Source organism: Nonomuraea sp. NPDC001831 (genome assembly GCF_042892035.1).
Classification (GTDB): domain Bacteria; phylum Actinomycetota; class Actinomycetes; order Streptosporangiales; family Streptosporangiaceae; genus Nonomuraea.
In genome coordinates this window covers 391,405-412,131 of the sequence record NZ_JBIATU010000006.1, presented here as the reverse complement: position 1 = coordinate 412,131, position 20,727 = coordinate 391,405, and the positions used below count along the sequence as shown (strand labels likewise).

The 20,727-nt window shown below is 73.8% G+C and carries 17 protein-coding genes; 15 read left to right on the top strand and 2 right to left on the bottom strand.

The features are described 5' to 3' along the window. Window positions 1–22: 22 nt before the first annotated feature. The 10 genes from ACFYYW_RS22520 to ACFYYW_RS22475 all read left to right on the top strand — a co-directional run bounded on the left by ACFYYW_RS22520 (window position 23) and on the right by ACFYYW_RS22475 (window position 13,450). Window positions 23–1,522: an ABC transporter substrate-binding protein gene (locus ACFYYW_RS22520; RefSeq protein ID WP_387651072.1), complete on the top strand. Its 1,500-nt coding sequence runs from the start codon at window positions 23–25 to the stop codon at window positions 1,520–1,522. Then, window positions 1,519–2,457 carry an ABC transporter permease gene (locus ACFYYW_RS22515; protein WP_387651069.1) on the top strand — a complete coding sequence of 313 codons (939 nt, stop codon included), beginning with the start codon at window positions 1,519–1,521 and terminating at the stop codon, window positions 2,455–2,457. Before ACFYYW_RS22520 ends, ACFYYW_RS22515 begins: the two co-directional genes overlap by 4 nt. Then, window positions 2,454–3,287: an ABC transporter permease gene (locus tag ACFYYW_RS22510; protein ID WP_352328785.1), complete on the top strand. Its 834-nt coding sequence runs from the start codon at window positions 2,454–2,456 to the stop codon at window positions 3,285–3,287. Before ACFYYW_RS22515 ends, ACFYYW_RS22510 begins: the two co-directional genes overlap by 4 nt. Then, window positions 3,274–4,188: an ABC transporter ATP-binding protein gene (locus tag ACFYYW_RS22505; protein WP_387651065.1), complete on the top strand. Its 915-nt coding sequence runs from the start codon at window positions 3,274–3,276 to the stop codon at window positions 4,186–4,188. The genes ACFYYW_RS22510 and ACFYYW_RS22505 overlap by 14 nt, the downstream gene beginning before the upstream one ends. Continuing rightward, on the top strand, window positions 4,157–5,041 hold the full coding sequence (locus ACFYYW_RS22500; RefSeq protein WP_387651062.1) for an ATP-binding cassette domain-containing protein: 885 nt from the start codon (window positions 4,157–4,159) through the stop codon (window positions 5,039–5,041). The genes ACFYYW_RS22505 and ACFYYW_RS22500 overlap by 32 nt, the downstream gene beginning before the upstream one ends. Further along, window positions 5,038–6,219, top strand: a complete 1,182-nt coding sequence (locus ACFYYW_RS22495; RefSeq protein ID WP_387651059.1) for a M20 family metallopeptidase — start codon at window positions 5,038–5,040, stop codon at window positions 6,217–6,219. Before ACFYYW_RS22500 ends, ACFYYW_RS22495 begins: the two co-directional genes overlap by 4 nt. Beyond that, window positions 6,219–7,427, top strand: coding sequence for a P1 family peptidase (locus ACFYYW_RS22490; RefSeq protein WP_387651057.1), 1,209 nt, complete (start codon window positions 6,219–6,221; stop codon window positions 7,425–7,427). The genes ACFYYW_RS22495 and ACFYYW_RS22490 overlap by 1 nt, the downstream gene beginning before the upstream one ends. Further along, window positions 7,424–8,836, top strand: coding sequence for an aldehyde dehydrogenase family protein (locus tag ACFYYW_RS22485; RefSeq protein WP_387651055.1), 1,413 nt, complete (start codon window positions 7,424–7,426; stop codon window positions 8,834–8,836). The genes ACFYYW_RS22490 and ACFYYW_RS22485 overlap by 4 nt, the downstream gene beginning before the upstream one ends. A 43-nt stretch (window positions 8,837–8,879) precedes the next feature. Next, window positions 8,880–10,289 carry a WD40 repeat domain-containing protein gene (locus ACFYYW_RS22480; protein ID WP_387651052.1) on the top strand — a complete coding sequence of 470 codons (1,410 nt, stop codon included), beginning with the start codon at window positions 8,880–8,882 and terminating at the stop codon, window positions 10,287–10,289. Window positions 10,290–10,453: 164 nt separating this feature from the next. Beyond that, a complete protein-coding gene (locus ACFYYW_RS22475; RefSeq protein ID WP_387651049.1) occupies window positions 10,454–13,450 on the top strand; it encodes a chondroitinase family polysaccharide lyase in 2,997 nt (998 codons plus the stop codon). Window positions 13,451–13,710: 260 nt separating this feature from the next. On the opposite strand, the gene ACFYYW_RS22470 is transcribed toward ACFYYW_RS22475, so the two are convergent. Beyond that, the gene (locus ACFYYW_RS22470) at window positions 13,711–14,265 is read right to left on the bottom strand and encodes a DUF4142 domain-containing protein (protein WP_387651048.1); all 555 of its coding nucleotides are present in this window, start codon (window positions 14,263–14,265) and stop codon (window positions 13,711–13,713) included. A 104-nt stretch (window positions 14,266–14,369) separates the two neighbouring features. Beyond that, window positions 14,370–15,134 (bottom strand): SDR family NAD(P)-dependent oxidoreductase, encoded by a 765-nt coding sequence (locus ACFYYW_RS22465; RefSeq protein ID WP_387651047.1) that lies wholly within the window; start codon window positions 15,132–15,134, stop codon window positions 14,370–14,372. A gap of 239 nt (window positions 15,135–15,373) precedes the next feature. Here ACFYYW_RS22465 and ACFYYW_RS22460 point away from each other — a divergent pair, with 239 nt between their 5' ends. From ACFYYW_RS22460 to ACFYYW_RS22440, 5 genes are all read left to right on the top strand, one after another. Beyond that, window positions 15,374–16,003, top strand: a complete 630-nt coding sequence (locus ACFYYW_RS22460; RefSeq protein ID WP_387651045.1) for a class I SAM-dependent methyltransferase — start codon at window positions 15,374–15,376, stop codon at window positions 16,001–16,003. A gap of 172 nt (window positions 16,004–16,175) precedes the next feature. Further along, window positions 16,176–17,051: an aldo/keto reductase gene (locus ACFYYW_RS22455; RefSeq protein ID WP_387651043.1), complete on the top strand. Its 876-nt coding sequence runs from the start codon at window positions 16,176–16,178 to the stop codon at window positions 17,049–17,051. A gap of 221 nt (window positions 17,052–17,272) precedes the next feature. After that, entirely contained in the window at window positions 17,273–18,217 is a 945-nt protein-coding gene (locus tag ACFYYW_RS22450; RefSeq protein ID WP_387651041.1) for a TIGR01777 family oxidoreductase, read from the top strand. Window positions 18,218–18,290: 73 nt separating this feature from the next. Beyond that, on the top strand, window positions 18,291–18,815 hold the full coding sequence (locus tag ACFYYW_RS22445; RefSeq protein WP_352329330.1) for a type II toxin-antitoxin system prevent-host-death family antitoxin: 525 nt from the start codon (window positions 18,291–18,293) through the stop codon (window positions 18,813–18,815). Between the two features lie 340 nt (window positions 18,816–19,155). Continuing rightward, window positions 19,156–20,640 (top strand): DHA2 family efflux MFS transporter permease subunit, encoded by a 1,485-nt coding sequence (locus ACFYYW_RS22440; RefSeq protein ID WP_387651039.1) that lies wholly within the window; start codon window positions 19,156–19,158, stop codon window positions 20,638–20,640. The last annotated feature ends 87 nt before the right edge of the window (window positions 20,641–20,727 follow it).

Below are 20,727 nucleotides of genomic sequence, written 5' to 3'. Positions count from 1 at the left end.
ACTAGCCAGGAGGCTGTAAGACATGAGGCGAATCGGAATCTGGATCGCCGTGGGCGGTCTCCTGCTGGTCACAGCCGCCTGTGGCGGCGGTTCCGGCTCGGGCGGTTCCGGCACCGGAGGCACCCCCAAGGCCCAGTCCCTGTCCGTCGGGTTCGTGGCCGAGCCGGCCAACCTCGACTTCACCGCCACCGAGGGCGCGGCCATCCCGCAGGCGTTGCTGGTCAACGTCTACGAGGGCCTGGTCAAGCTCGACCAGGACGGTTCGATCAAGCCGCTGCTGGCCGAGAAGTGGTCGGTCTCCGACGACCGGAAGACCTACACCTTCACCCTGCGCAAGGGCGTCACGTTCAGCAGCGGGGCGCCGTTCACGGCCGACGACGTGGTGTTCTCGCTCGACCGGGTCAGGAGCGACTGGAAGCTCAAGATCAAGGCCCAGCTCGACGTCATCGACAAGGTGGCCAAGACCGACGACGCCACCGCCGTCGTCACCCTCAAGCGGCCGAGCAACGGCTTCCTCTACGCCATGGCCACCCGCCTCGGCGCCATGTTCAGCCGCACCGGCGTGGCCGACCTGGCCAACAAGCCCGTGGGCACCGGGCCGTACACGCTGGGGGCGTGGAAGCGCGGCGAGTCGATCCAGCTCGCCGCCAACCCCTCCTACTGGGGCGCCAAGCCGGCGCTGTCGGCGATCACGCTGAAGTACTTCAAGGACGCCACGGCGATGAACAACGCGCTGCTGACCGGCGGCATCGACGTCATCTCCGCCGTGCAGGCCCCCGAGTCGCTGCAGCAGTTCGCCGATCCGAACCGGTTCCAGACGGTCGAGGGCACCACCAACGGCGAGGTCGTGCTGTCGATGAACAACGCCCGGCCGCCGTTCGACGACGTCAAGGCCCGCCAGGCAGTCCGGTACGCGATCGACCACAAGGCGCTGCTGGACACCGCGTGGGCCGGGCGCGGCCAGCTCATCGGCTCGATGGTGCCGCCCACCGACCCCTGGTACGAGGACCGCACCGGCGACTACCCCCACGACCCGGCCAAGGCCAAGGAACTGCTGGGCGGCAAGACGCTGACCGTCAAGATGCGCATCCCCAACCTGCCGTACGCGGTGGCCAGCGCGCAGGTCGTGAAGTCGCAGCTGGCCCAGGTGGGCATCACGGCCGACATCGAGCCGCTGGAGTTCCCGGCCCGCTGGCTGGACGTGGTGTTCAAGCAGGGCGACTACGACCTGTCCATCATCAACCACGTCGAGCCCCGCGACATGGGGATTTTTGCCGATAAATCGTATTACTTCCACTACGACAATCCCGAGTTCGGCAAACTCCTCGCCTCCGCCGACGCCGGCACCGAGCAGCAGCAGACCGACGACCTGAAGAAGGCCGCCAAGCTGCTCTCCGACGACGCCGCCGCCGACTGGCTCTTCCTGTTCCCCAACCTGATCGTGGCGAAGAAGGGCGTCACCGGGCTGCCGAAGAACGCCATCGCGGAGTCCTTCGACTTCACCGGTCTCGCCAAGCAGTGACGCTCTACCTGCTCAAACGGCTGGCGGTGCTGATCGTGAGCGCCGCCGTCGCCGCCGTCGCGGTGTTCGCGTTCATGGCGCTGCTGCCCGGCGACCCGGCCGAGATCGCGCTCGGCGTCAACGCCACCCCCGACGCGGTCGCCGCGCTGCGCCGGCAGTTCGGCACCGACCGCCCGCCGGCCGTGCAGTTCCTCGACTGGGCCGGCGGGCTGGCCCACGGCGACTTCGGCGTCTCCTACGTCACCAGCTCGCCCATCGGCCCGCAGATCGGCGAGCGGCTCGGCGTGACGGCCGTGCTGGTGCTGGGCGGCATGGTGCTGGCGCTGGCCGTCGCGGTGCCGCTCGGCACGTTCGCCGCCGTCCATCACCGCAACCCGCTCGGCGCGGCGATCAGCGCGGCCAGCCAGCTCGGCATCGCCGTCCCCGCCTTTCTCGCCGGCATCCTGCTGGTGTTCGTGTTCGCGGTGAAGGCGCAGGCGCTGCCCTCCGGCGGGTACGTCCCGATCGCCGACAGCCCGCAGGAGTGGCTGCGCTCGCTGCTGCTGCCGTGGTTGTCGCTCGGGCTCGTCCAGGGCGCCGTGCTCACCCGTTACGTGCGCAGCGCCGTCCTCGACGTCATGCGCGAGGACTACCTGCGCACCGCCCGCGCCAAGGGCCGCGGCAGCACCGGCACCCTGTGGCGGCACGGCCTGCGCAACGCCTCGATCCCCGTGGTCACCGTGCTCGGCCTGCAACTGGCCACCCTGCTGGTCGGCGCGGTCGTCGTCGAGCGGGTCTTCGTCCTGCCCGGGCTCGGCGACCTGCTGCTCAACGGCGTCGCCGGGCGCGACCTGCTGCTCGTCCAGGGGGTGGTGATGGTGCTGGTGGCCGCCGTCCTGCTGATCAACTTCGTGGTGGACGTCGCCTACCGCCTGCTCGACCCGAGGCTGCGATGAGGGGCCGCGCGAACGCCGCGCTGCTGATCGGCGGCGCGCTGGTCGGGCTGGTGACGCTGGCCGCGCTGGTCTCGTTCGTCTGGACGCCGCACGACCCGACCCTCGTCGACGCCGCCCGCAAGCTGCGCGACCCCGGCGGCGGCTACCTGCTGGGCGCCGACAAGTTCGGCCGCGACACCCTCAGCCAGCTCATGGTCGGCGCGCGCACCACCCTCTACGTCGGCGTGGTGGCCGTCGGGATCGCCGCCGTCCTCGGCGTGCCGCTCGGCGTGGTCGCCGGGATGACGCCGCGCGGCTGGCTGTCGGAGCTGATCATGCGGGTCAACGACCTGGTGTTCGCCTTCCCCGCGCTGCTGCTGGCCGTCATGCTGGGCGCGGTCTACGGCGCCGGCACGCTCACCGCGATGATCGCGATCGGGGTGGCCACCGTGCCCGCGTTCGCGCGGGTGGCCCGCGCCGCGACGCTCCAGGTCATGGTGACCGACTACGTCCTGGCCGCGCGGGCCGCGGGCCGCCGCCGGGGCGCGATCGCCGTGCGGCACGTGCTGCCGAACATCGGGTCCGTGCTGATCGTGCAGGCGTCGGTGTCGTTCGCCATCGCGATCCTGGCCGAGGCGGCGCTGTCGTTCCTCGGGTTCGGCACCCGGCCGCCGACCCCGTCCTGGGGGCGGATGTTGCAGGAGTCGCAGGAGCTGCTCTTCTCCACCCCGCGTCTGGCGCTGTGGCCGGGCCTGGCGATCGCGCTCGCCGTCCTCGGGTTCAACCTGCTCGGCGACGGGCTGCGCGACCACCTCGATCCGAAGCTCAGGAGGGTCCGTGCTGACGGTTGAGGGGCTTTCCGTACGGGCCGGCGAGGTGGGGCTCGTGCACGACGTGTCGTTCTCGATCGGGCCCGGCGAGCGGGTCGGGCTGATCGGCGAGTCCGGGTCCGGCAAGTCGCTGACCGCGCTGTCGCTCATGGGCCTGCTGCCCGAGGGCGTCACCGCCGCCGGCACGGCCAGGCTCGGGGAGCGCGACCTGGTCGGCGTGCCCGAGAAGCGGCTGAAGGACCTGCGCGGGCGCGAGCTGTCGATGGTCTTCCAGGAGCCGATGACCGCGCTCAACCCGCTCATGCGCGTCGGCGCGCAGGTCGCCGAGGCCATGACCCTGCACGGCGTCGCCCGCGCCGAGGCCGGGCGGCGCGCGCTCGCCCTGCTGGAGCGCGTCCGGCTGCCCGAACCCGGGCAGATCGCCCGTGCCTATCCCCACCAGCTCTCCGGCGGCCAGCGGCAGCGCGTCATGCTCGCCATCGCCCTGGCCAACGAGCCGGGGCTGCTCGTCTGCGACGAGCCGACCACCGCGCTCGACGTCACCGTGCAGAAACAGATGCTGGAGCTGATCGCCGAGGTCGCCCCCGCGCTGCTGTTCATCACCCACGACCTGGCGGTGGTGGCCTCCGTCTGCGAGCGGGTGATCGTCATGTACGGCGGCCGCGTCGTCGAGACCGGGCCCATCCGCGAGGTCTTCACCCGCCCCCGCCACCGCTACACCGAGGGCCTGCTGGCCGCCTCCCGGCTCACGCCGCGCGGCACCAGGCTCCCGACGATCAAGGGCAGCGTGCCGCCCGCGGGCGCCTTCCCCGAGGGCTGCGTGTTCCGCAACCGCTGCCCGCACGCCACCCCGCGGTGCGAGACCCCGCCGGCGCTGACAGGAGACGGCCATGCCCACGCATGCTGGCACCCCACAGAATGAGCCGCAGAACGAGCCGCAGAACGAGCCGCAGAACGAGCCGCAGAACGAGCCGCAGTTTGAGCCCACGGGCGACGTGCTGATCGAGGCGCGCCGGCTCAGCCGCGTCTACCACCGCCCGCGCACCTCGCTCACCAGGCCGGGCGCGCCCGTCCACGCCCTGCGGGAGGTGTCGCTGACCGTCCGCCGGGGCGAGCGGTTCGGCATCGTCGGCGAGTCCGGCTCCGGCAAGTCGACGCTGCTGCGCCTGCTGTGCGGTCTCGACCGGCCCACCGCCGGGTCCGTCGTCTTCGACGGGCGGGAGATCACCGGCCTGCCGGAGCGGCGGCTGCGCTTCCTGCGGGAGAACCTGCAGATCGTCTTCCAGGACCCGATGAGCTCGCTCGACCCGCGCATGCGCGTGCGCGACCTGGTGGCCGAGCCGCTGGTCGCGCTCGGCCTGCCGGTCGGCGGGCGGGTGCCGGAGCTGCTGGAGGAGGTCGGCCTGCCCGCCTCGGCCGCCGACCGCTACCCCCACCAGTTCTCCGGCGGTCAGCGGCAGCGCATCGCCATCGCCCGCGCGCTCGCGCCCCGGCCGAAGGTGCTGGTCGCCGACGAGCCCGTCAGCGCCCTCGACGTGTCCGTCCGCGGCCAGATCCTCAACCTGCTCGCCGACCTGGTGGACGAGCTGGGCCTCACGCTCGTGTTCGTCTCGCACGACCTGTCGGTGGTCCGGCACGTGTGCGAGACGGTGGCCGTCATGAGCGGCGGCGAGATCGTCGAGACCGGCCCGGTGGACGACGTCTGGGCCGCGCCGCGCCACCCGTACACGCGTGACCTGCTGCAGGCCGTACCGACCCTGGAGGGATTGTTGTGATCGAGGTCGACGAGCGGGGAGTCGTGGAGTTCACGCAGGCCCTGGTGCGCATCCCCAGCACCAACGACCCCGCGCGCGGGCGCACCGAGCGGCCCGCCGCCGAGCTGGTCGAGGCCAGGATGCGCGAGTGGGGCTGGGAGCCGGTCGTGAGCGAGGCCGCCGCCGGGCGGCCCAACGTCGTCGCGGTGGTCGAGGGCGGCGGCGGCGACGGGCCGACGCTGATGTTCGAGGGCCACACCGACGTCGTGACCGAGGGCGACCTGTCCACCTGGACCGTCGACCCGTTCGGCGGCGAGATCCGCGACGGGCGGTTGTGGGGCCGGGGCAGCGCCGACATGAAGTCCGGCCTGGCCGCCACCCTCTACGCCACCCGCGCGCTCCAGCTGGCCGGCCCGTTCCCCGGCCGGATCAAGGTGTGCGCGCTGGCCGACGAGGAGGGCCTGATGATCGGCGCCCACCACTTCGTCGCCTCCGGGCTGGCCGACGGCGTGGACGGCGCGATCGTCGCCGAGCCCGAGGCCGGGGAGATCTGCGCGGTGGCCAAGGGCGCGCTGCGGCTGCGCGTCGACCTGACCGGCAAGATGGCCCACGGCGCGATGCCGCAGCACGGCCGCAACCCCGTCCAGGGGGTCGGCACGCTGCTGGTCGCCCTGCGCTCCCTCCAGCGGGAGCTCCAGGAACGGCATCCGGCCCACGAGCACCTCGGCGAGGTGTACGTCACCCCGACCGTGGTCCGGGCCGGCAGCGAGGAGCAGGTCAACGTCATCCCCGCCACCGCGTCCCTCTTCGTGGACGTGCGCACGATCCCCGGCCTGGAGCACAAGGTCGTGGCCGACCGGGTGGCCGCCCTCGCCGCGGCCGAGGACGGGATCGAGGCGTCGGTGTCGGTCCTGGTGGACCGGCCGCCGGTGGACGTCCCGGTGACCGACCCGGTGGTGGCCGCGCTGGCGGCGGCCCACCGTACGGTGACGGGCGAGGAGCCCGTCTACGGCGGTGTGCCGGGCTCGACGGACGGGACCGTGCTCACCCACTGGGGCGGCGTCCCCTCCGTCGTGTACGGCCCCGGCGGAAAGTGGATCGCCCACCAGGCGGACGAGTACGTCGAGGTCGCCGAGATCGTCCGGTGCACCCGGGTGTTCGCCGAGGCGGCGCGGCGCTTCCTGCACCGGGACTTCTGATGCTCGCCGAACCCGCCCCCGGGATGCGTCCCGGGCCGACGAACTCGCTGGTGGACGTCGCCGGGCTGCGCGTCGGGCACGCGCACCGCGTGGGCGGCGGCTACCGCACGGGCACGACCGTGGTGCTGGCGCCGCCGGAGGGCGTGATGGCCGGCGTCGACGTGCGCGGCGCCGCTCCCGGCACCCGCGAGACCGAGTTGCTGGATCCGCGCAACCTGGTCGAGCGCGTGCACGCCGTCGTGTTGTCGGGCGGCAGCGCGTACGGGCTGAGCGCGGCGTGCGGGGTGATGGACGGGCTGGCCGACGCGGGCGTCGGGTTCCCGGTGGCGGGTGGCGTGGTGCCCATCGTCCCGGCGGCCGTCATCTACGACCTCGGGCGCGGCGGCGACTTCCGCGCCACCCCCGACGCCGCCCTCGGCGCCGCCGCCTACGCCGCCGCCTACGCCGCCGCCCGCGCCCCGGCGCACGAACCGCCCTTCCCCGCGCCCCCGCCCCGCCGCGGCGGCAGCGCGGACGCCTCCTCCCCGGAGACGGCCGCCCGCCACGGCGGCGCCTCCCACTACGGCGGAGAGGCCCGGTACGGTGGCGCGGGCCGGTACGTCACCGCGGCCCAGCACCTCACCGCGCCCCCCACGGCCAGCGGGTCCATCGGGGCCGGGGCCGGAGCGATGGCGGGCGGCCTGGCCGGCGGCGTCGGGACGGCCAGCGCCGTCCTGCCCGGCGGCGTCACCGTGGCCGCCCTGGCCGTCGTCAACGCCGCCGGATCCGTGCTCGACCCCGCGGGCGCCACCCTCGCCGGCGTCCGCTACGGCCTGCCGGGCGAGTTCGGCCACCTGCGCCGCCCGGACCCCGCCGAGGCCGGGGCGTGGCAGCCGGACAAGGTCACCTCGTTCAACACCACCATCGGCGTGGTGGCCACCGACCTCACCCTCACCAAGGCCCAGTGCGGCAAGCTGGCCGGGGTGGCCCACGACGGCCTGGCCAGAGCCATCCGGCCGGCCCACACCATGGTCGACGGCGACACCGTCTTCGGCCTGGCCGCCTGCGCACGCCCGGCCCCCGGCCCCGACGGGCTCCAGGACGTCCTGGCCGCCGCGGCCGACGTGTTCAGCCGGGCGGTGGCCCACGCCATGCTCGCCGCCACCGGCCGCGAGGGCGCGCCCGCGTACCTCGACGTGTTCCCGAGCGTCCTAGGGGGAGACAGATGACCTGGCCGGACGGCCTGCCCATCGGAGACGGATGGGCCGCCACCGAGGACACCACCGAGGTGATCTTCCCCTACGACGGCTCGGTGGTGGCCCGCGCCCCGCTGGGCACCCCCGCCCACGCCGCCCGCGCCCTGGAGGCGGCGCTGGCCGTCGCGCCCGCCATGGCCGCGCTGCCCTCGCACGCCCGCCGCGCCGCGCTCACGGCCGCGCACGACGCGCTCGCCGCCCGCCGCGAGGAGTTCGAGCACCTGCTGGTCCTGGAGACCGGCAAGCCGCTGGTCGACTGCCGGGTGGAGGTGGCCAGGACGCTGCTCACCCTAGCCACGGCCGCCGAGGAGGTCGCCCGGGTGCACGGCGAGACCGTCCCGCTGGACCTGCTGCCGTCGGGGGAGGGGCTGATCGGGTTCTGGACGCGGCGGCCGATCGGCGTCGTCGTCGGGATCACCGGCTACAACTACCCGCTGCTCCTGGCCGCCCACAAGATCGCCCCGGCGGTCGCGGCCGGCTGCCCGGTGATCGTCAAGCCCGCCCCGGCGACGCCGCTGGCCACGCTCCGGCTGGTGCACCTGCTGCGCGAGGGCGGCCTGCCGCCCGCCGGCGTCCAGCTCGTCACCGGGGACGTCGAGGTCGGCCGCACGCTGGTCGAGGACCGGCGGATCGGCGCGGTGTCCTTCACCGGCTCGGCCGCCGCCGGGCACGCCATCGCCCGCGCCGCCGCCCCCACCAAGGTGCTGCTCGAACTCGGCTCCAACGCCGCCCTCGTGGTCGCCGCCGACGCCGACCTGGCGGCCGCCGCCGACGCCGTCGTGCGCGGCGGTTACTACGCCTCCGGGCAGGCGTGCATCGCCGTGCAGCGGGTGCTGGTGGAGGAGCCCGTACGGGAGGAGTTCCTGGCGCTGCTGGCCGCCCGCGTCAAGGACGTCGCCGTCGGCGACCCGCGCCTGCCCGGGACCCGCGTGGCCCCGCTGATCGACCCCGCCGCCACCGACCGCGTCCTCGCGTGGATCGCCGACTCGGGCGCCGAGGTGGTCGCCGGCGGCGTGCGCGAGGGACGGGCGATCGCGCCGACCGTGCTGTCCGGCGTGCCCGACGGCGCCGCCGCGTGGGACGAGGAGATCTTCGGCCCGGTGGTGTGCGTCCGCGGGGTGCCGGACCTCGACGCCGCCTTCGAGGCCGTCAACCGCTCCCGGTACGGCCTGCACGCCGCCGTCTACACCCGCTCGCTGGCCACCGCCTTCGCCGCGATCGAACGCATCCAGACCGGCGGCGTGGTGGTGAACGAGGTGCCCGGCTTCCGCGCCGACAACATGCCGTACGGCGGCGTCAAGGACTCGGGCAGCGGCCGCGAGGGCCCGCGCTTCGCCATGGAGGAAATGACGGTGACCAGAATGGCGATCATCCGCCCCTGACGGCCGCTGTAGGGTGGCGCCAGACTGCGAGGGGGCGCCTGCCTTGGCTGAACGAGCGGACGAGCCGGTGGTTGTCCCGCGGGCGCGCGGCAGCAGGGCCCTCGCGGTGCTCGCCGCCCTCCTGGCCGTCGCCCTGGCGTGCGCGGGCACGGCCTGGTGGCGCCAGCACGGGCAGGCGCGGGACCGGGAGCGCGTCGCGCTGGCCCACCGGCTCGCGCTGCACGCCGCCGAGCTGCGCGGGGACGATCCGGTCAAGGCTCGCGACCTCGGCCTGGCCGCTGTAGGCCTGCACGCCGACGACCGGACCCGCGCGGGGCTGACCGACACCCTCCTGCTGTCGCGCAGGGACGACCTCTGGCTCCGCGACGTCGGCGGCGCCCGGCACGCCGAGCTGAGCGGCGACGGGCGCGTCGGCCTGGTCGCCGGGGACGGGAAGGCCGAGGTCTGGCGGCTCGGCTCCGGGAGATCGGTCATGCTGGACGGCCCCGAGGGCGTGATGGCGGCGCCGGCGCTGTCCCACGACGGCCGCACCGCTCTGACCGCCGTCGCCGACGGCGCCACGACCGTGTGGGACCTCACCGATCCCGCCCACCCGGCCCGGCGGGCGACGTTGCGGGGCGTGGCGGGGAAGAGGTCGCTCGACGACGTCCAGGCGGTGGCGGTGAGCCGGGACGGCCGGGTCGCCGCGGTCGCCGACTTCGCCGGGAACCTGCTGGTGTGGGACCTGACCGTACGCGACCACCCGGTCCGGCGCTCGGTCACGGCCGTCCACGACTCCCCGACGGAGGACCTCGACCTCAGCGGCGACGGCAGGACGGCGGTCACCACGTCGCAGGACGGCCCGGTGACGATCTGGAACCTGGCGGATCCGGCGCACCCGGTGAAGGCCGCCGAGCTGACCCCGGCGATCTACACCGGCACGGCCGCCGCCCTGAGCGGCGACGGACGCGTCCTCGTCGTCGCGCGGCGCGACCCGGGGGCCGACTGGCGGAGCCAGGCGGAGGTCTGGACGCTCGGCGACCCGGCCCGTCCGGCCCTGACCGCCGTCATCGGGATGCCTCCGGCGGACATGCTCGACGTGGCCCTCACGCCGGACGGCGGCACCGCCCTCCTGGCGGGCTCCAACGGCAACGGATCGCTCTGGGATCTATCCGTGCCTTCCCGGCCGGTCCGGCTGGCCGGGCTGCGCGGGTACCCGTCGGAGGTGCGGGGGGTGGCGTTGAGCGACGGCGCCCGCAGCGCCCTGCTGGCCGCCCCCGAGAGCACCACCTTCTCCCTCTGGGACCTGCACGACCTGCGGCAGGTGGCCACCGGCCCCGAGCGCGACCTGTGCGCCCACGGCACGCGGACCTTGAGCAGGGCGGACTGGGACCGCTACACCGACGGCGCGGACCCGTCGGACTACGGCGGCGGCGCCGGCGGCGGCGAGGTGAGCCTCTGCTCCCTCCGATGAGGGTAACGGTTTGACCAGATGTCTTTACCTTGCCGCAGCGGTCGCGTTGGATGGCGCGCATGGTGGAGATCACGCGCAGAACGGTGTTCAAGGCAGGTGCGGCAAGCGCTTTCCTTGCGGGCGGCGTCCCGGGGACGGCGGCCCTGGCGGCGTCCGGACCGGCCATGGAGGGATCGGCCACGGAGGGATCGGCCACGGAGGGGCTGGAGCAGCGGGCCATGGCGATGGACCCGCCGGTGTTCCTGCTGGAGAGCGCGGTCCCGCCGCACTTCGCCGCCGGGCCCGGCTCCACGTTGTCGATCAGCGACCGGGTCGCCGTGTGCGGGACGCGGTCGCTGCGCTGGGAGCACGCGGCCCGCGACGTGATCACCGTGCGGGCCCCGCTGCGGTGGGCGCCCGACCCCTACCGGCTCGGCGACGACCAGGCGTGGCAGGGGCTGGTGGACGCGTTCTGCGTGTGGGTGCACAACGCCGAGCCGGTGGACGACGTGCTGCGGTTCGAGTTCGGGCGGGGCGAGCGCACCGACCTGTGGTTCGAGTTCCGGCTCGGGTTCAGCGGGTGGCGTACGGCGTGGGTGCGGTACGCCTACGACATGCAGGGCAGGCCCCACCCCGACATGGACACCCTGCGGATCGTCGCCCCGCGCAGGGCCGGGACCCTGTACCTGGACCAGCTCATGCTCAACGTGCCGCTGCGTCCCGACGCCCCCTGCCGCGACCACCAGCTCCCCGACAGCGCCCCCGAGGGCGACGAGTACGACAACCAGCACTGGCAGGCCCTCCACCGCTTCGACCGGCTGCTGGCCACCGTCGAGCCCGACCTGTCGCCGCCGTCCGCCGCCGAGCTGGCCTCGCTGCGCGCCCTGCGCACCCGTTACCACGACGAGTACCTGACCGCCCAGGTCAAGCCGGACGTGCCGGGGCTGACGGCCCAGGTCGCCGCCCTGGAGGGCCGCCCCACGCACGCCTACCAGTCGCAGATCTATCCGGCCGCGATCGCCGCCGAGCTCAAGGCGTTCGTGAACCCGGTCACGCTGCGCGCCTGCACCGACCTGATGAAGACGATCGCCCAGGCGCACCAGGCCGCTCCCGCCGAACGCCCGGCGCTGGCCGCCCTCTACCTGCGCATGGTCGCCCACCTGCGGGAACAGGGCTGGACGAAGGGCAGCTGCCAGGGCACGATCCACCACCTCGGCTACGACGTCCGCGGCCTGTACGACTCCGTCTACCTCATGCGGGAGGCCCTGCGCGAGGCGGGGGAGTTGGAGCGGGTACGAGCGGACCTGGAATGGCTGAGCGGACTAGGCCGGATCTTCCGCGGTTTCGGCTTCCGGATGGCCCGGGGCAGCATGATGGACCTGTACAACACCACCGTCCGCGGCATGCTGGCGGCCGTGCTGCTGCGCGACGGCGAGGCGCAGCAGGTGGCGTACCTGCGGGCGCTGCGCGACTGGCTCAACGCCACCCTGCTGCCCACCGACGGCATCCAGGACGGCATCAAGGTCGACGGCACCGCCTTCCACCACGTCGGCTTCTTCCCCGACTACGTCCGCGACGGCTTCGCCGGGCTCGCGCCGCTGGTCTACGTCCTGCATGGCGGCTCGTTCGCGATCTCGCCCGAGGCGTTCGGCTGGCTGCGCAAGGCGCTGCTCACACAGCGCGTCTACGCCAACAAGCATCACTGGCCGATCTCGATCAGCGGCCGCAACCCCAGCGGCGCGACCGCGCTGTCGATCGTCCCGTTCGAGTGGCTGGCCCCGATCGACGACGAGATCGCCGCCGCCTTCCTGCGCCTGCTGCCCGGCAGCCCGACGCCGCGGCAGAAGGAGCTCGCGGCCCGGCTCGCCGCGCGCGGCATCACCCCGGAACCGGCCCCGACCGGCGCCTGGGCGCTCAACTACGCGGCGCTCGCCGTGCACCGCCGCGACGAATGGCAGATCACCGTACGCGGGCACAACCGCTACCTGTGGAGCACCGAGATCTACGTCGGCGCCAACTGGTACGGCCGCTACAACACCTACGGCCAGATCCAGGTCCTGCACCGCGGCGACCCCGTCACCAACCAGGACAGCGGCTACGCCCAGCCCGGCTGGGACTGGAACCGCCGTCCCGGCACCACGGTCATCCACAAACCGCTCGACCAGCTCAAGGGCGACCTGACCGGGGCGATCGAGGAGATGCTCCTCACCGACTCCCGTTTCGCCGGAGCCTGCACCATCGACGGACGCAACGCCCTGTTCGCCATGGACCTGCACGGACACCCCAAGTACGACGGCACCCACCGGGCCCGCAAGTCGGTGTTCCTGTTCGACGACCGCGTCGTGGCCCTGGGCACCGGCATCACCAACGACGACACCGCGGACGAGACGGAGACCACCCTCTTCCAGACCCGGCTGCCGGACAGGAACGCGCCCACCGTGGTGGACGGCGCCGCGGTCACGGCCTTCCCCCACCAGGCGCTCGACGGCGGCCCGCGCTGGCTGCTCGACGACAAGGGCATCGGCTACTACCTGGCGTCCGGGCAGAGAGTGGCCCTGACCCGCTCGGCCCAGACCTCCCGCAACAACGCCACGGAAGAGCCCACCAGCGGAGACTTCGCCACAGCCTGGATCAGGCACGGCGCCGCACCCCGGAACGGGACGTACGAGTACGCGATGGTGGTGAACACCACGGCCGAGCGCATGGCCGGCTTCGCCGCCGCGATGGAGGACGCGGCGAGCGCCCCCTACCGGGTGCTGCGCGCCGACACGGCGGCCCACGTCGTACGGGATCGCGACACCGGCATCACCGGGTACGCGGTGTTCGAGCGCACCCGTCTGGAAGGTCTGGTCCGCGAGGTCGACACGCCTTCGATGCTGCTCGTCCGTACGGAGGGGGAGACGCTGGTGATCGCGGCATGCGATCCGGACCTGCGCCTGTACGGCGGCATCGACCACGACCAGTACGAGAAGGGCCGCTACGTCGGGCACTACAGCCCGTGGTCGCGGCCCTGGCTGGCCGGCCCGAGCCACCCGCACCGCATGAGGGTGACCCTGGACGGGCGGTGGCGGGCGGACGCCGGCCAGCCGTGCCGGGCCAGGATCACCGGGCCGCGCACGGTCCTGGAGTTCGAGACCGTGCACGGCCAGCCGGTGCAGGTGCGGCTGAGCCCCGCGACCTGACCCGGGCGGGGGCGGGGGCGCCCCCGCCCGGAGATCACGCCCGTGACCGCGACGACCGCCGTCCCGATCGGACCGTTCACGTCCCGGTCAGCCGGTTCGGCGTCTCGAGTCGCACGGTTCGTGTCCTGGTCAGCCGGTTCGGCGTCTCCAGTCGCACGGTTCGTGTCCTGGTCAGCCGGTTCGGCGTCTCCAGTCGCACGGTTCGCGTTCCGGTCAGCCGGTTCGCGTCCCGGTCACGGGGTGGGATGGTGCACGCCCGGTCAGCGGGTGTGCCGGTCGAGTTCCGCGCGGATCTCGCGCAGGTGGTGCCGGACCGCGGGGGCGCCGTCGCGCGCCAGGTCCCGCACCCAGCCGGAGTGGCCGTCCCGCAGCTCGCGCCTGATCAGCGTGAGCGTCTGCTCGTGCGCCCCGGCCTCCAGGCGCAGCCACGCCCGGTCGAACCGGTGACCGGAACGGCGGGCGAGCACCGCGTCCAGGCCGTCGCGCTGGGCGGCGCTCGGCGCGTCAGGAAGGCTGACGCGCAGCCGGTGCGCGACCTCGCGCAGCCGGGCGTCGAGCTCACGGTGGTCACGGATCAGCCGCCAGGCGATCTCGCGCACGTCCTTGTCGTGCGACCTGCGGAGCGCGGCCTTCCCGGCCGCGATCTCGGCGAGATTGCCGCGGTGCGCCTGCCGCAGATACGCCCGGTCCTGGGCCGAGGCGTGGAACGCCTGGACGGACGGGGCGGCTGCGGCGCCGGGCGCGGCCACCGGCCGGACGGTGGTGGCGGCCTGGGCCGCGGCGGGTGCCGTGGCGGACACGGTCAACGCCAGCACGGCCGCGATTCCCGCGGGTGCTAAGTGGCTCCGTGCTGTTCTCATGGGTCCCTCCCTTCATTGGGACCCGTGCCCGCTGCCCCATCCGGTCGGGAGTATTCGTGTCAATTGGGCGGATCGAAACGGCCGTCCACGGCGGTCCAGCCGCCGTCCACGTACAACACCGAGCCCGTCACGAAGCTCGCCGCGTCGCCGGCCAGGTAGACCACCGCGCCGGCCATCTCGGGCGCGGTGGCCCACCGGCCGAGGGCGCTCTTGGCGGCGTACGCGGCGTACCAGTCGGGGTTGTCCTTGATCTGCCTGGTCAGCGGGGTCTCCACGACGCCGGGCGCGATCGCGTTGACGCGCACGCCGTGCGGGCCGAACTCGGCCGCCGCCGTCCGCAGCAACTGCACCAGCCCCGCCTTCGTGGCCGAGTAGACGCCCTGCCCCGGCTCGGTCACCGACGCCCGGATCGACGCGAACCCGATGATCGACCCACGCCCGCGCCGCACCATCCCGGCGCCGAACGCCCGCACCACGTCGAACGAGGCCCGCAGGTTCAGCCCCACCACCCGGTCGAACTCCTCGCCGGTGTAGTCGAGCAGCCGCTTGCGCACGTTCGTCGCCGCCGTGAACACCAGCACGTCGGCCGGCTCCTCCGCGGCGGCCGCCCGGACGGCGTCGGCGTCCAGCACGTCGAGCAGCCGGGCCGTGCCCCCGCATCCGGCGGCGGTCTCCTGCGCGGCGGCCAGGTCCCGGTCCGCGCACACCACGGACGCCCCATGCGCGGCCAGGGCGAACGCCGACTCCCTGCCGATCCCGCTGCCGGCCCCGATCACCACGGCCCGCCGCCCGTCGAGGCGGAACAGCGCGTCATATCCCGTCATGCTGAGAAACACTAGCGACTGGTCAGACCAGTACACCAGGTTCTCCAGCTCCCGACCGCCCGCCCCGCGCCGCCCGTTCCGAGCCGGGCCGCCCGCCCCGCGCCGCCCGTTCCGAGCCGGGCCGCCCGCGCCAGCCGCCCCGCGCCAGCCGCCCCGCGCCGGCCGCCCGGGATCCCGGTGTGTGGGGGCGCACGGCAGCAGGCCCGGAACTGTCGGCGGCGCCTGCCAGGATGCGACCCATGACGACCATCGCCGGCTTCTGGGACGCCGCCGCCGACTCCTTCGACGACGAGGCCGACCACGGGCTCCGCGACCCCGAGGTCAGGGCCGCCTGGGCGGCACGACTGGCCGAATGGGTGCCCGCCGGGCCGCTCGACGTGCTCGACCTGGGGTGCGGCACGGGCTCGTTGTCATTGCTGCTGACCGTCCGGGGCCATCGCCTGACCGCCGTCGACGTGGCTCCGCGCATGGTCGAACGCGCCCGGGCCAAGCTGGCCGCCACCGGCGCCACGGTGCTGACGGGAGACGCGGCCGACCCGCCCGTCGGCGACCGCCGATTCGACGTCGTGCTGGCCCGCCACCTGCTGTGGACCATCCCCGATCCGGCGGCGGCGCTGGCCCGCTGGGTGTCGCTGCTGCGCCCCGGCGGCCGGCTGGTACTGGTGGAGGGCCGCTGGCAGACCTCCGGCGGGCAGTCCGACTACGTGCCGGGTGAGCACTTCCCGTGGATGGGCGGCGTCACCGCCGACAATCTGACCACGGCCCTCCGCCCCCTGGTCGGCGACCTCCGGGTGCATTCCCTGCCCGACCCGGCCCTGTGGGGCAAGGAGATCACCGACGAGCGCTACGCGGTGGTGGCCACGCTCTGAGAACACAGGCCCCCCGGCATCTCTGAGCACAGGCCCGCCGGGCATCTGGACGGCGCCGGCCGCCTGGCCCCGGCTCTCGGCTGAAGCCTGACCGTCGCCACCGCTGGGCGGGCGCCATTCCACCGACCCATAGGGGGTGCGGCGGTGAGGCGGCCGTACGATGGGCCCTTTCATGGGGGAAAGGGCGGGCGCGGTGGTGGGCAGGACGTTCGAGATCGCCGGTGAGCTGCGAGTACGCCGCCTCGGCTACGGCACCGCCCAGCTCACCGGCCCCGGCTACTGGGGCCCGCGCCTGACGCCCGGCGACGCGGTCACGCTGCTGCGCCTGGCCGTCGACCGCGGCGTCACGCTCATCGACACCGCCGACAACTACGGCCCGGACATCGCCGAGGAGCTGATCGCCCAGGCTCTCCATCCGTACCCTGGCGACCTGGTGCTGGCCACCAAGGGCGGCGTGATCCGCACCGGGCCGGACAGGTGGCACGCGGCCGGACGCCCCGAGGATCTGCGCGCCATGTGCGAGGCGAGCCTGCGCCGTCTGCGCACCGACACCGTCGACCTGTACCAGCTCCACCGCATCGACCCGGCGGTGCCCCTCGCCGACCAGCTCGGCACGCTGGCCGAACTGCGCGAAGAGGGCAAGATCCGGCACATCGGACTCGACACCGTCACCCTGGAGCAGCTCGACGAGGCGCTGACCGTCCTGCGGCCGGCGTCGGTGCAGAACCGGTTCAACGTGCTTGACCGGGAGTCGGAGCCGGTGCTGGCGCGGTGCCAGGAACTGGGCATCGCGTTCCTGCCGTGGTTCCCCCTCGGGAACGGCTCCCTCGCCGCGGGGGCCGGTACGGGCACGATGATCGAACGGGTGGCCGCCCGGCACGGCGCGACGTCCGGGCAGGTGGCGCTGGCGTGGCTGCTGCACCGCTCCCCGGTCCTCCTGCCCACGCCCGGCACCGGCTCGGCCGCCCACCTTGAGGAGAACCTGGCCGCCGCCGACCTCACCCTGACCGACGAGGACACGCGCACCCTGGACGCCTTCACGCCCTGATCCGCCGCGCCGACGAACTCCCTCCCGCTCGCCCCAAGCCCGGACCAGGCCCCTCCGCTCCTTCCTACTCCTCCGCCGCCCTCCGCCGTCATCGGCCGCCCTCCGCCGCTTTCCGCTGTCTTCGGCGGCCCTCGGCCACACTCCGCCGCTACGAGTGCACGACCAGGCGGCGTTCGAGGCCGCCCTGAACGCGTTCAAAAGACAGGAGTAGGGTCGGCAGAGTGAAGACCGTGATTCCCGGAGGAACCGGGCAGGTCGGCGAGATTCTCCGCCGGGCACTGACCTCCGCCGGCCACGAGGTCGTGGTGCTGACCCGCAGGCCGTCCCGGAAGGGCGAGGTCGCCTGGGACGGCGAGACCCTGGGCGCGTGGGCGCGCGAGATCGACGGCAGCGACCTCGTGGTCAACCTGGCCGGGCGGAGCGTGAACTGCCGTTACACCCCCGCCAACCTGCGGGCCATGATGGACTCGCGGGTGCGCTCCACCCGGGTCGTCGGCCGGGCGATCGCTGCCGCCGCACGTCCGCCCCGGGTCTGGCTGCAGATGAGCACCGCCACCGTCTACGCACACCGCTTCGACGCCCCCAACGACGAGGCGACCGGCCTGATCGGCGGCGAGGAGCCCGGCGTCCCGGGTTACTGGCGCTACAGCGTCGAGATCGCCCAGGCGTGGGAGCGGGAGCTGGAGCGGGCCGAGACCCCGCACACGCGCAAGGTCGCCCTGCGCACCGCCATGGTGATGAGCCCCGACCGCGGCGGCGTCTTCGACGTGCTGCTGCGCATGACCCGGCTCGGCCTCGGGGGGCCGCTGGTGGGCGGCGCCCAGTACGTGTCCTGGATCCACGACCGCGACCTCGTCCGCGCGGTCGAGTTCCTGGCCGGGCGGGACGACCTGAGCGGACCGGTCAACCTGGCCGCGCCCGAGCCGCTGCCGCAGGCCGCGTTCATGCGGACGCTGCGGTCCGTCCGGGGCGTGCCGGTGGGCCTGCCCGCGACGCGGTGGATGGCCGAGCTCGGCGCGTACGCGCTGCGGTCCGACACCGAGCTGCTGCTCAAGAGCCGCCGGGTCGTCCCGGGGCGGCTGCTGGAGGCGGGTTTCGCCTTCGAGTATCCGCGGTGGCGGCCGGCCGCCGAGGACCTCGTCCGGAGGGTGCGTCGCGGGAGGTGAGCGCGCCGGACGCCGCGCGGCGGCGGGCGAGCATCCTTGCGCGAATATCGTAAGGTGCCTTACGGTTTTCCTCATGATCAATTACAGCGAGATGGAGGACAGGCTGGGCGTGCCCATCGGGGTCGAGGAGGCGCGGTCCCGCTGGGGGGCACTGGTGGGCGCGGCGGGCGAGGGGCAGATCACGCTGATCACGCGGGAGCGCTGGGAGTGGGCCGCGCTGGTGCCGCTGTCCAAGGTCCCCGGAATGCTGACCGGTTTGCCCGTGGTGTCGTTGTCCACGGCCAAGGCCAAGCTGGGGGAGCTCGTCCGGCAGGTCTCGGAGCCGTACGACGACAGCCCCGTGCTCCTTGCCCGGCACCGGACGCCGGTCGCCGCGCTGATCGCGGCCACCCGCCTGCTCGGCCCCGGCTCCGCCGAATGGGCGGCGCCGCAGCGGGCGGCCGACGTGGAGGCGCTGCTGCGCGACGGCTGCACGGTCACCCTGAGCCGTCATCCGACCGGGTCCGGCGTGATCGCCGTCGCACGTGACGGCGACGGCGGCGAAGTGGCCGTCGGCACCGGCGACACCGTCGAACAGGCCCTCCGCACCCTGGGCTGAACCTTCCCCGCCGGAGGTGCCGACCCCACCCCCTCCGCTCCCGACCTCTCCGCTCCCGATCCCTCCGCCCTCACGTGCCGACGCACGGACGTGCGAACGGACCGGCGAACGGCTGCGGGAACGGCCGCCAGAACCGGCGGAGGGTGCGGGCTGAGTGGGGGCGGACGGCGGGCGGCTGGTCGCCGTCGCGCCTACCTGCGCCTCGCGCCCGCACCCCCACCCGCGCTTTCGCCTGTGGCCGTACGTTTCTCGGCCGGGATCTTGACAATCGCTCGGGCGGACTCTTTCCTAGAGGGGGATTCTAGAAAGAGTGGGCGCATGAACGTTCAGTCGGTCCGGTGTGACTGAGTCCGAGGCCGTCGCAGCGGTGCCCGCGGCCGGGGCGGCGACGGAGGACGAAGCCGCGCAGTTGCGGTACGCCTGGCGGGCCGTCTCGGTCACCAGCCTCGGCATGTTCCTGACCGGGCTCAACTCCAGCTCGCTCAACGTCGCCCTGCCCGCCGTCGTCGCGCACTTCCACGTCGGCGCCTTCCTGGCCAGTTGGGTGCTGCTCGCCTACATGCTGGTCAGCTCGGTCGGGCTGGTGGTGTTCGGGCGGGTGGCCGACCTGTTCGGCAGGCGCGGCACGTACTTGCTGGGGTTCGTGGTGTTCACCGTCGCGAGCCTGGCGGCCGGGTTCGCGCCCTCGATCGAGGTGCTGCTGGCGGCCCGGGTCGCCCAGGCGTGCGGCTCGGCCATGATCCTGGCCAACAGCTCGGCCATCCTGGCCGGCGCCTTCCCGCCGGCCCGGCTGGGCCGTGGCATGGCCGTCTACATGGCCATCATCTCCGTGGCGGGGCTCGTGGGGCCGTCGTTCGGCGGGTTCCTTGCCGGCGCGGCGGGCTGGCGGTGGATCTTCTGGTTCAACGTGCCCGTCGGGGTCGCGGCCATCGTCTGGGGCGCGGTCACTCTCCGCCTGGTGCCTAGAGGTCCGCGCGAGCGGCTGGACGTGCCGGGGATCGTCCTGCTGTTCACCTGGCTGAGCGGCCTGCTGCTGGCCCTGTCGCAGGGCAGCTCGCTCGGCTGGCTGAGCCCGTGGGTGGTGGCGGGCGGGGTGGCGTTCGCGGCGGCGGCCCCGGTGTTCGCGCTGGTCCAGTGGCGCAGCCGGACGCCGCTGCTCGATCTGCGGCTGTTCGGCGACCGCGGCTTCGCGCTGGCGAACGTGGCCGCCGTGCTCAACTCGCTCGGGCAGTTCTCGATCGTGCTGGTCATCTCGCTGTTCCTGCAGTCCACCCGGCAGTTCGAGCCCGCGCAGGCCGGGCTCGCCGTGCTGCCCGTCTCGGCCGCCTCGGCCCTGACCTCGCTGGTCGCCGGGGCGTTGACCGGACGCTTCCACCCGCGCACGGTGGCGGTGGCCGGCTCGGCGGTGAGCGCGGCGGGCATGGCGGTCATGCTGGCCGCGCTGGACCCGTCCGTGCCCTACGTCTGGCTCGGGACGGCGCTCGGGCTCGTGGGCGCGGGCAGCGGGCTGTTCATCACCGCCAACACCACCGCGATCATGATGGACGCGCCGCAGGACCGGCTCGGTGTGGTCAACGGTGTACGGCTCATGCTGGTCAACGTCTCGACCGTGATCAGCACCGCCATGTCGCTGGCCATCGTCGCCGCGTCCGTGCCGGCCGCCGAGCGGCACCTGGTGTACGCCGCCGACCCCGCCCGGCTGTCCGCCGTGGCCGGTGTGCTGCAGGACGGTTACCGGCTGGCGGTGGGCGTCCTGCTGGTGCTGGCCGTGGCAGCCACCGTGGTCACGGCGGTGAGCCGGACGGGGGCGCGCCGGGCGGCGTAATAGCCGGGGGGGGGTGAGGTGGCGTCGGCGGAAACTGGAGTTCCATGTTGCGCCGCATTTGACGATGAGTGAGGAAATATGGTCATC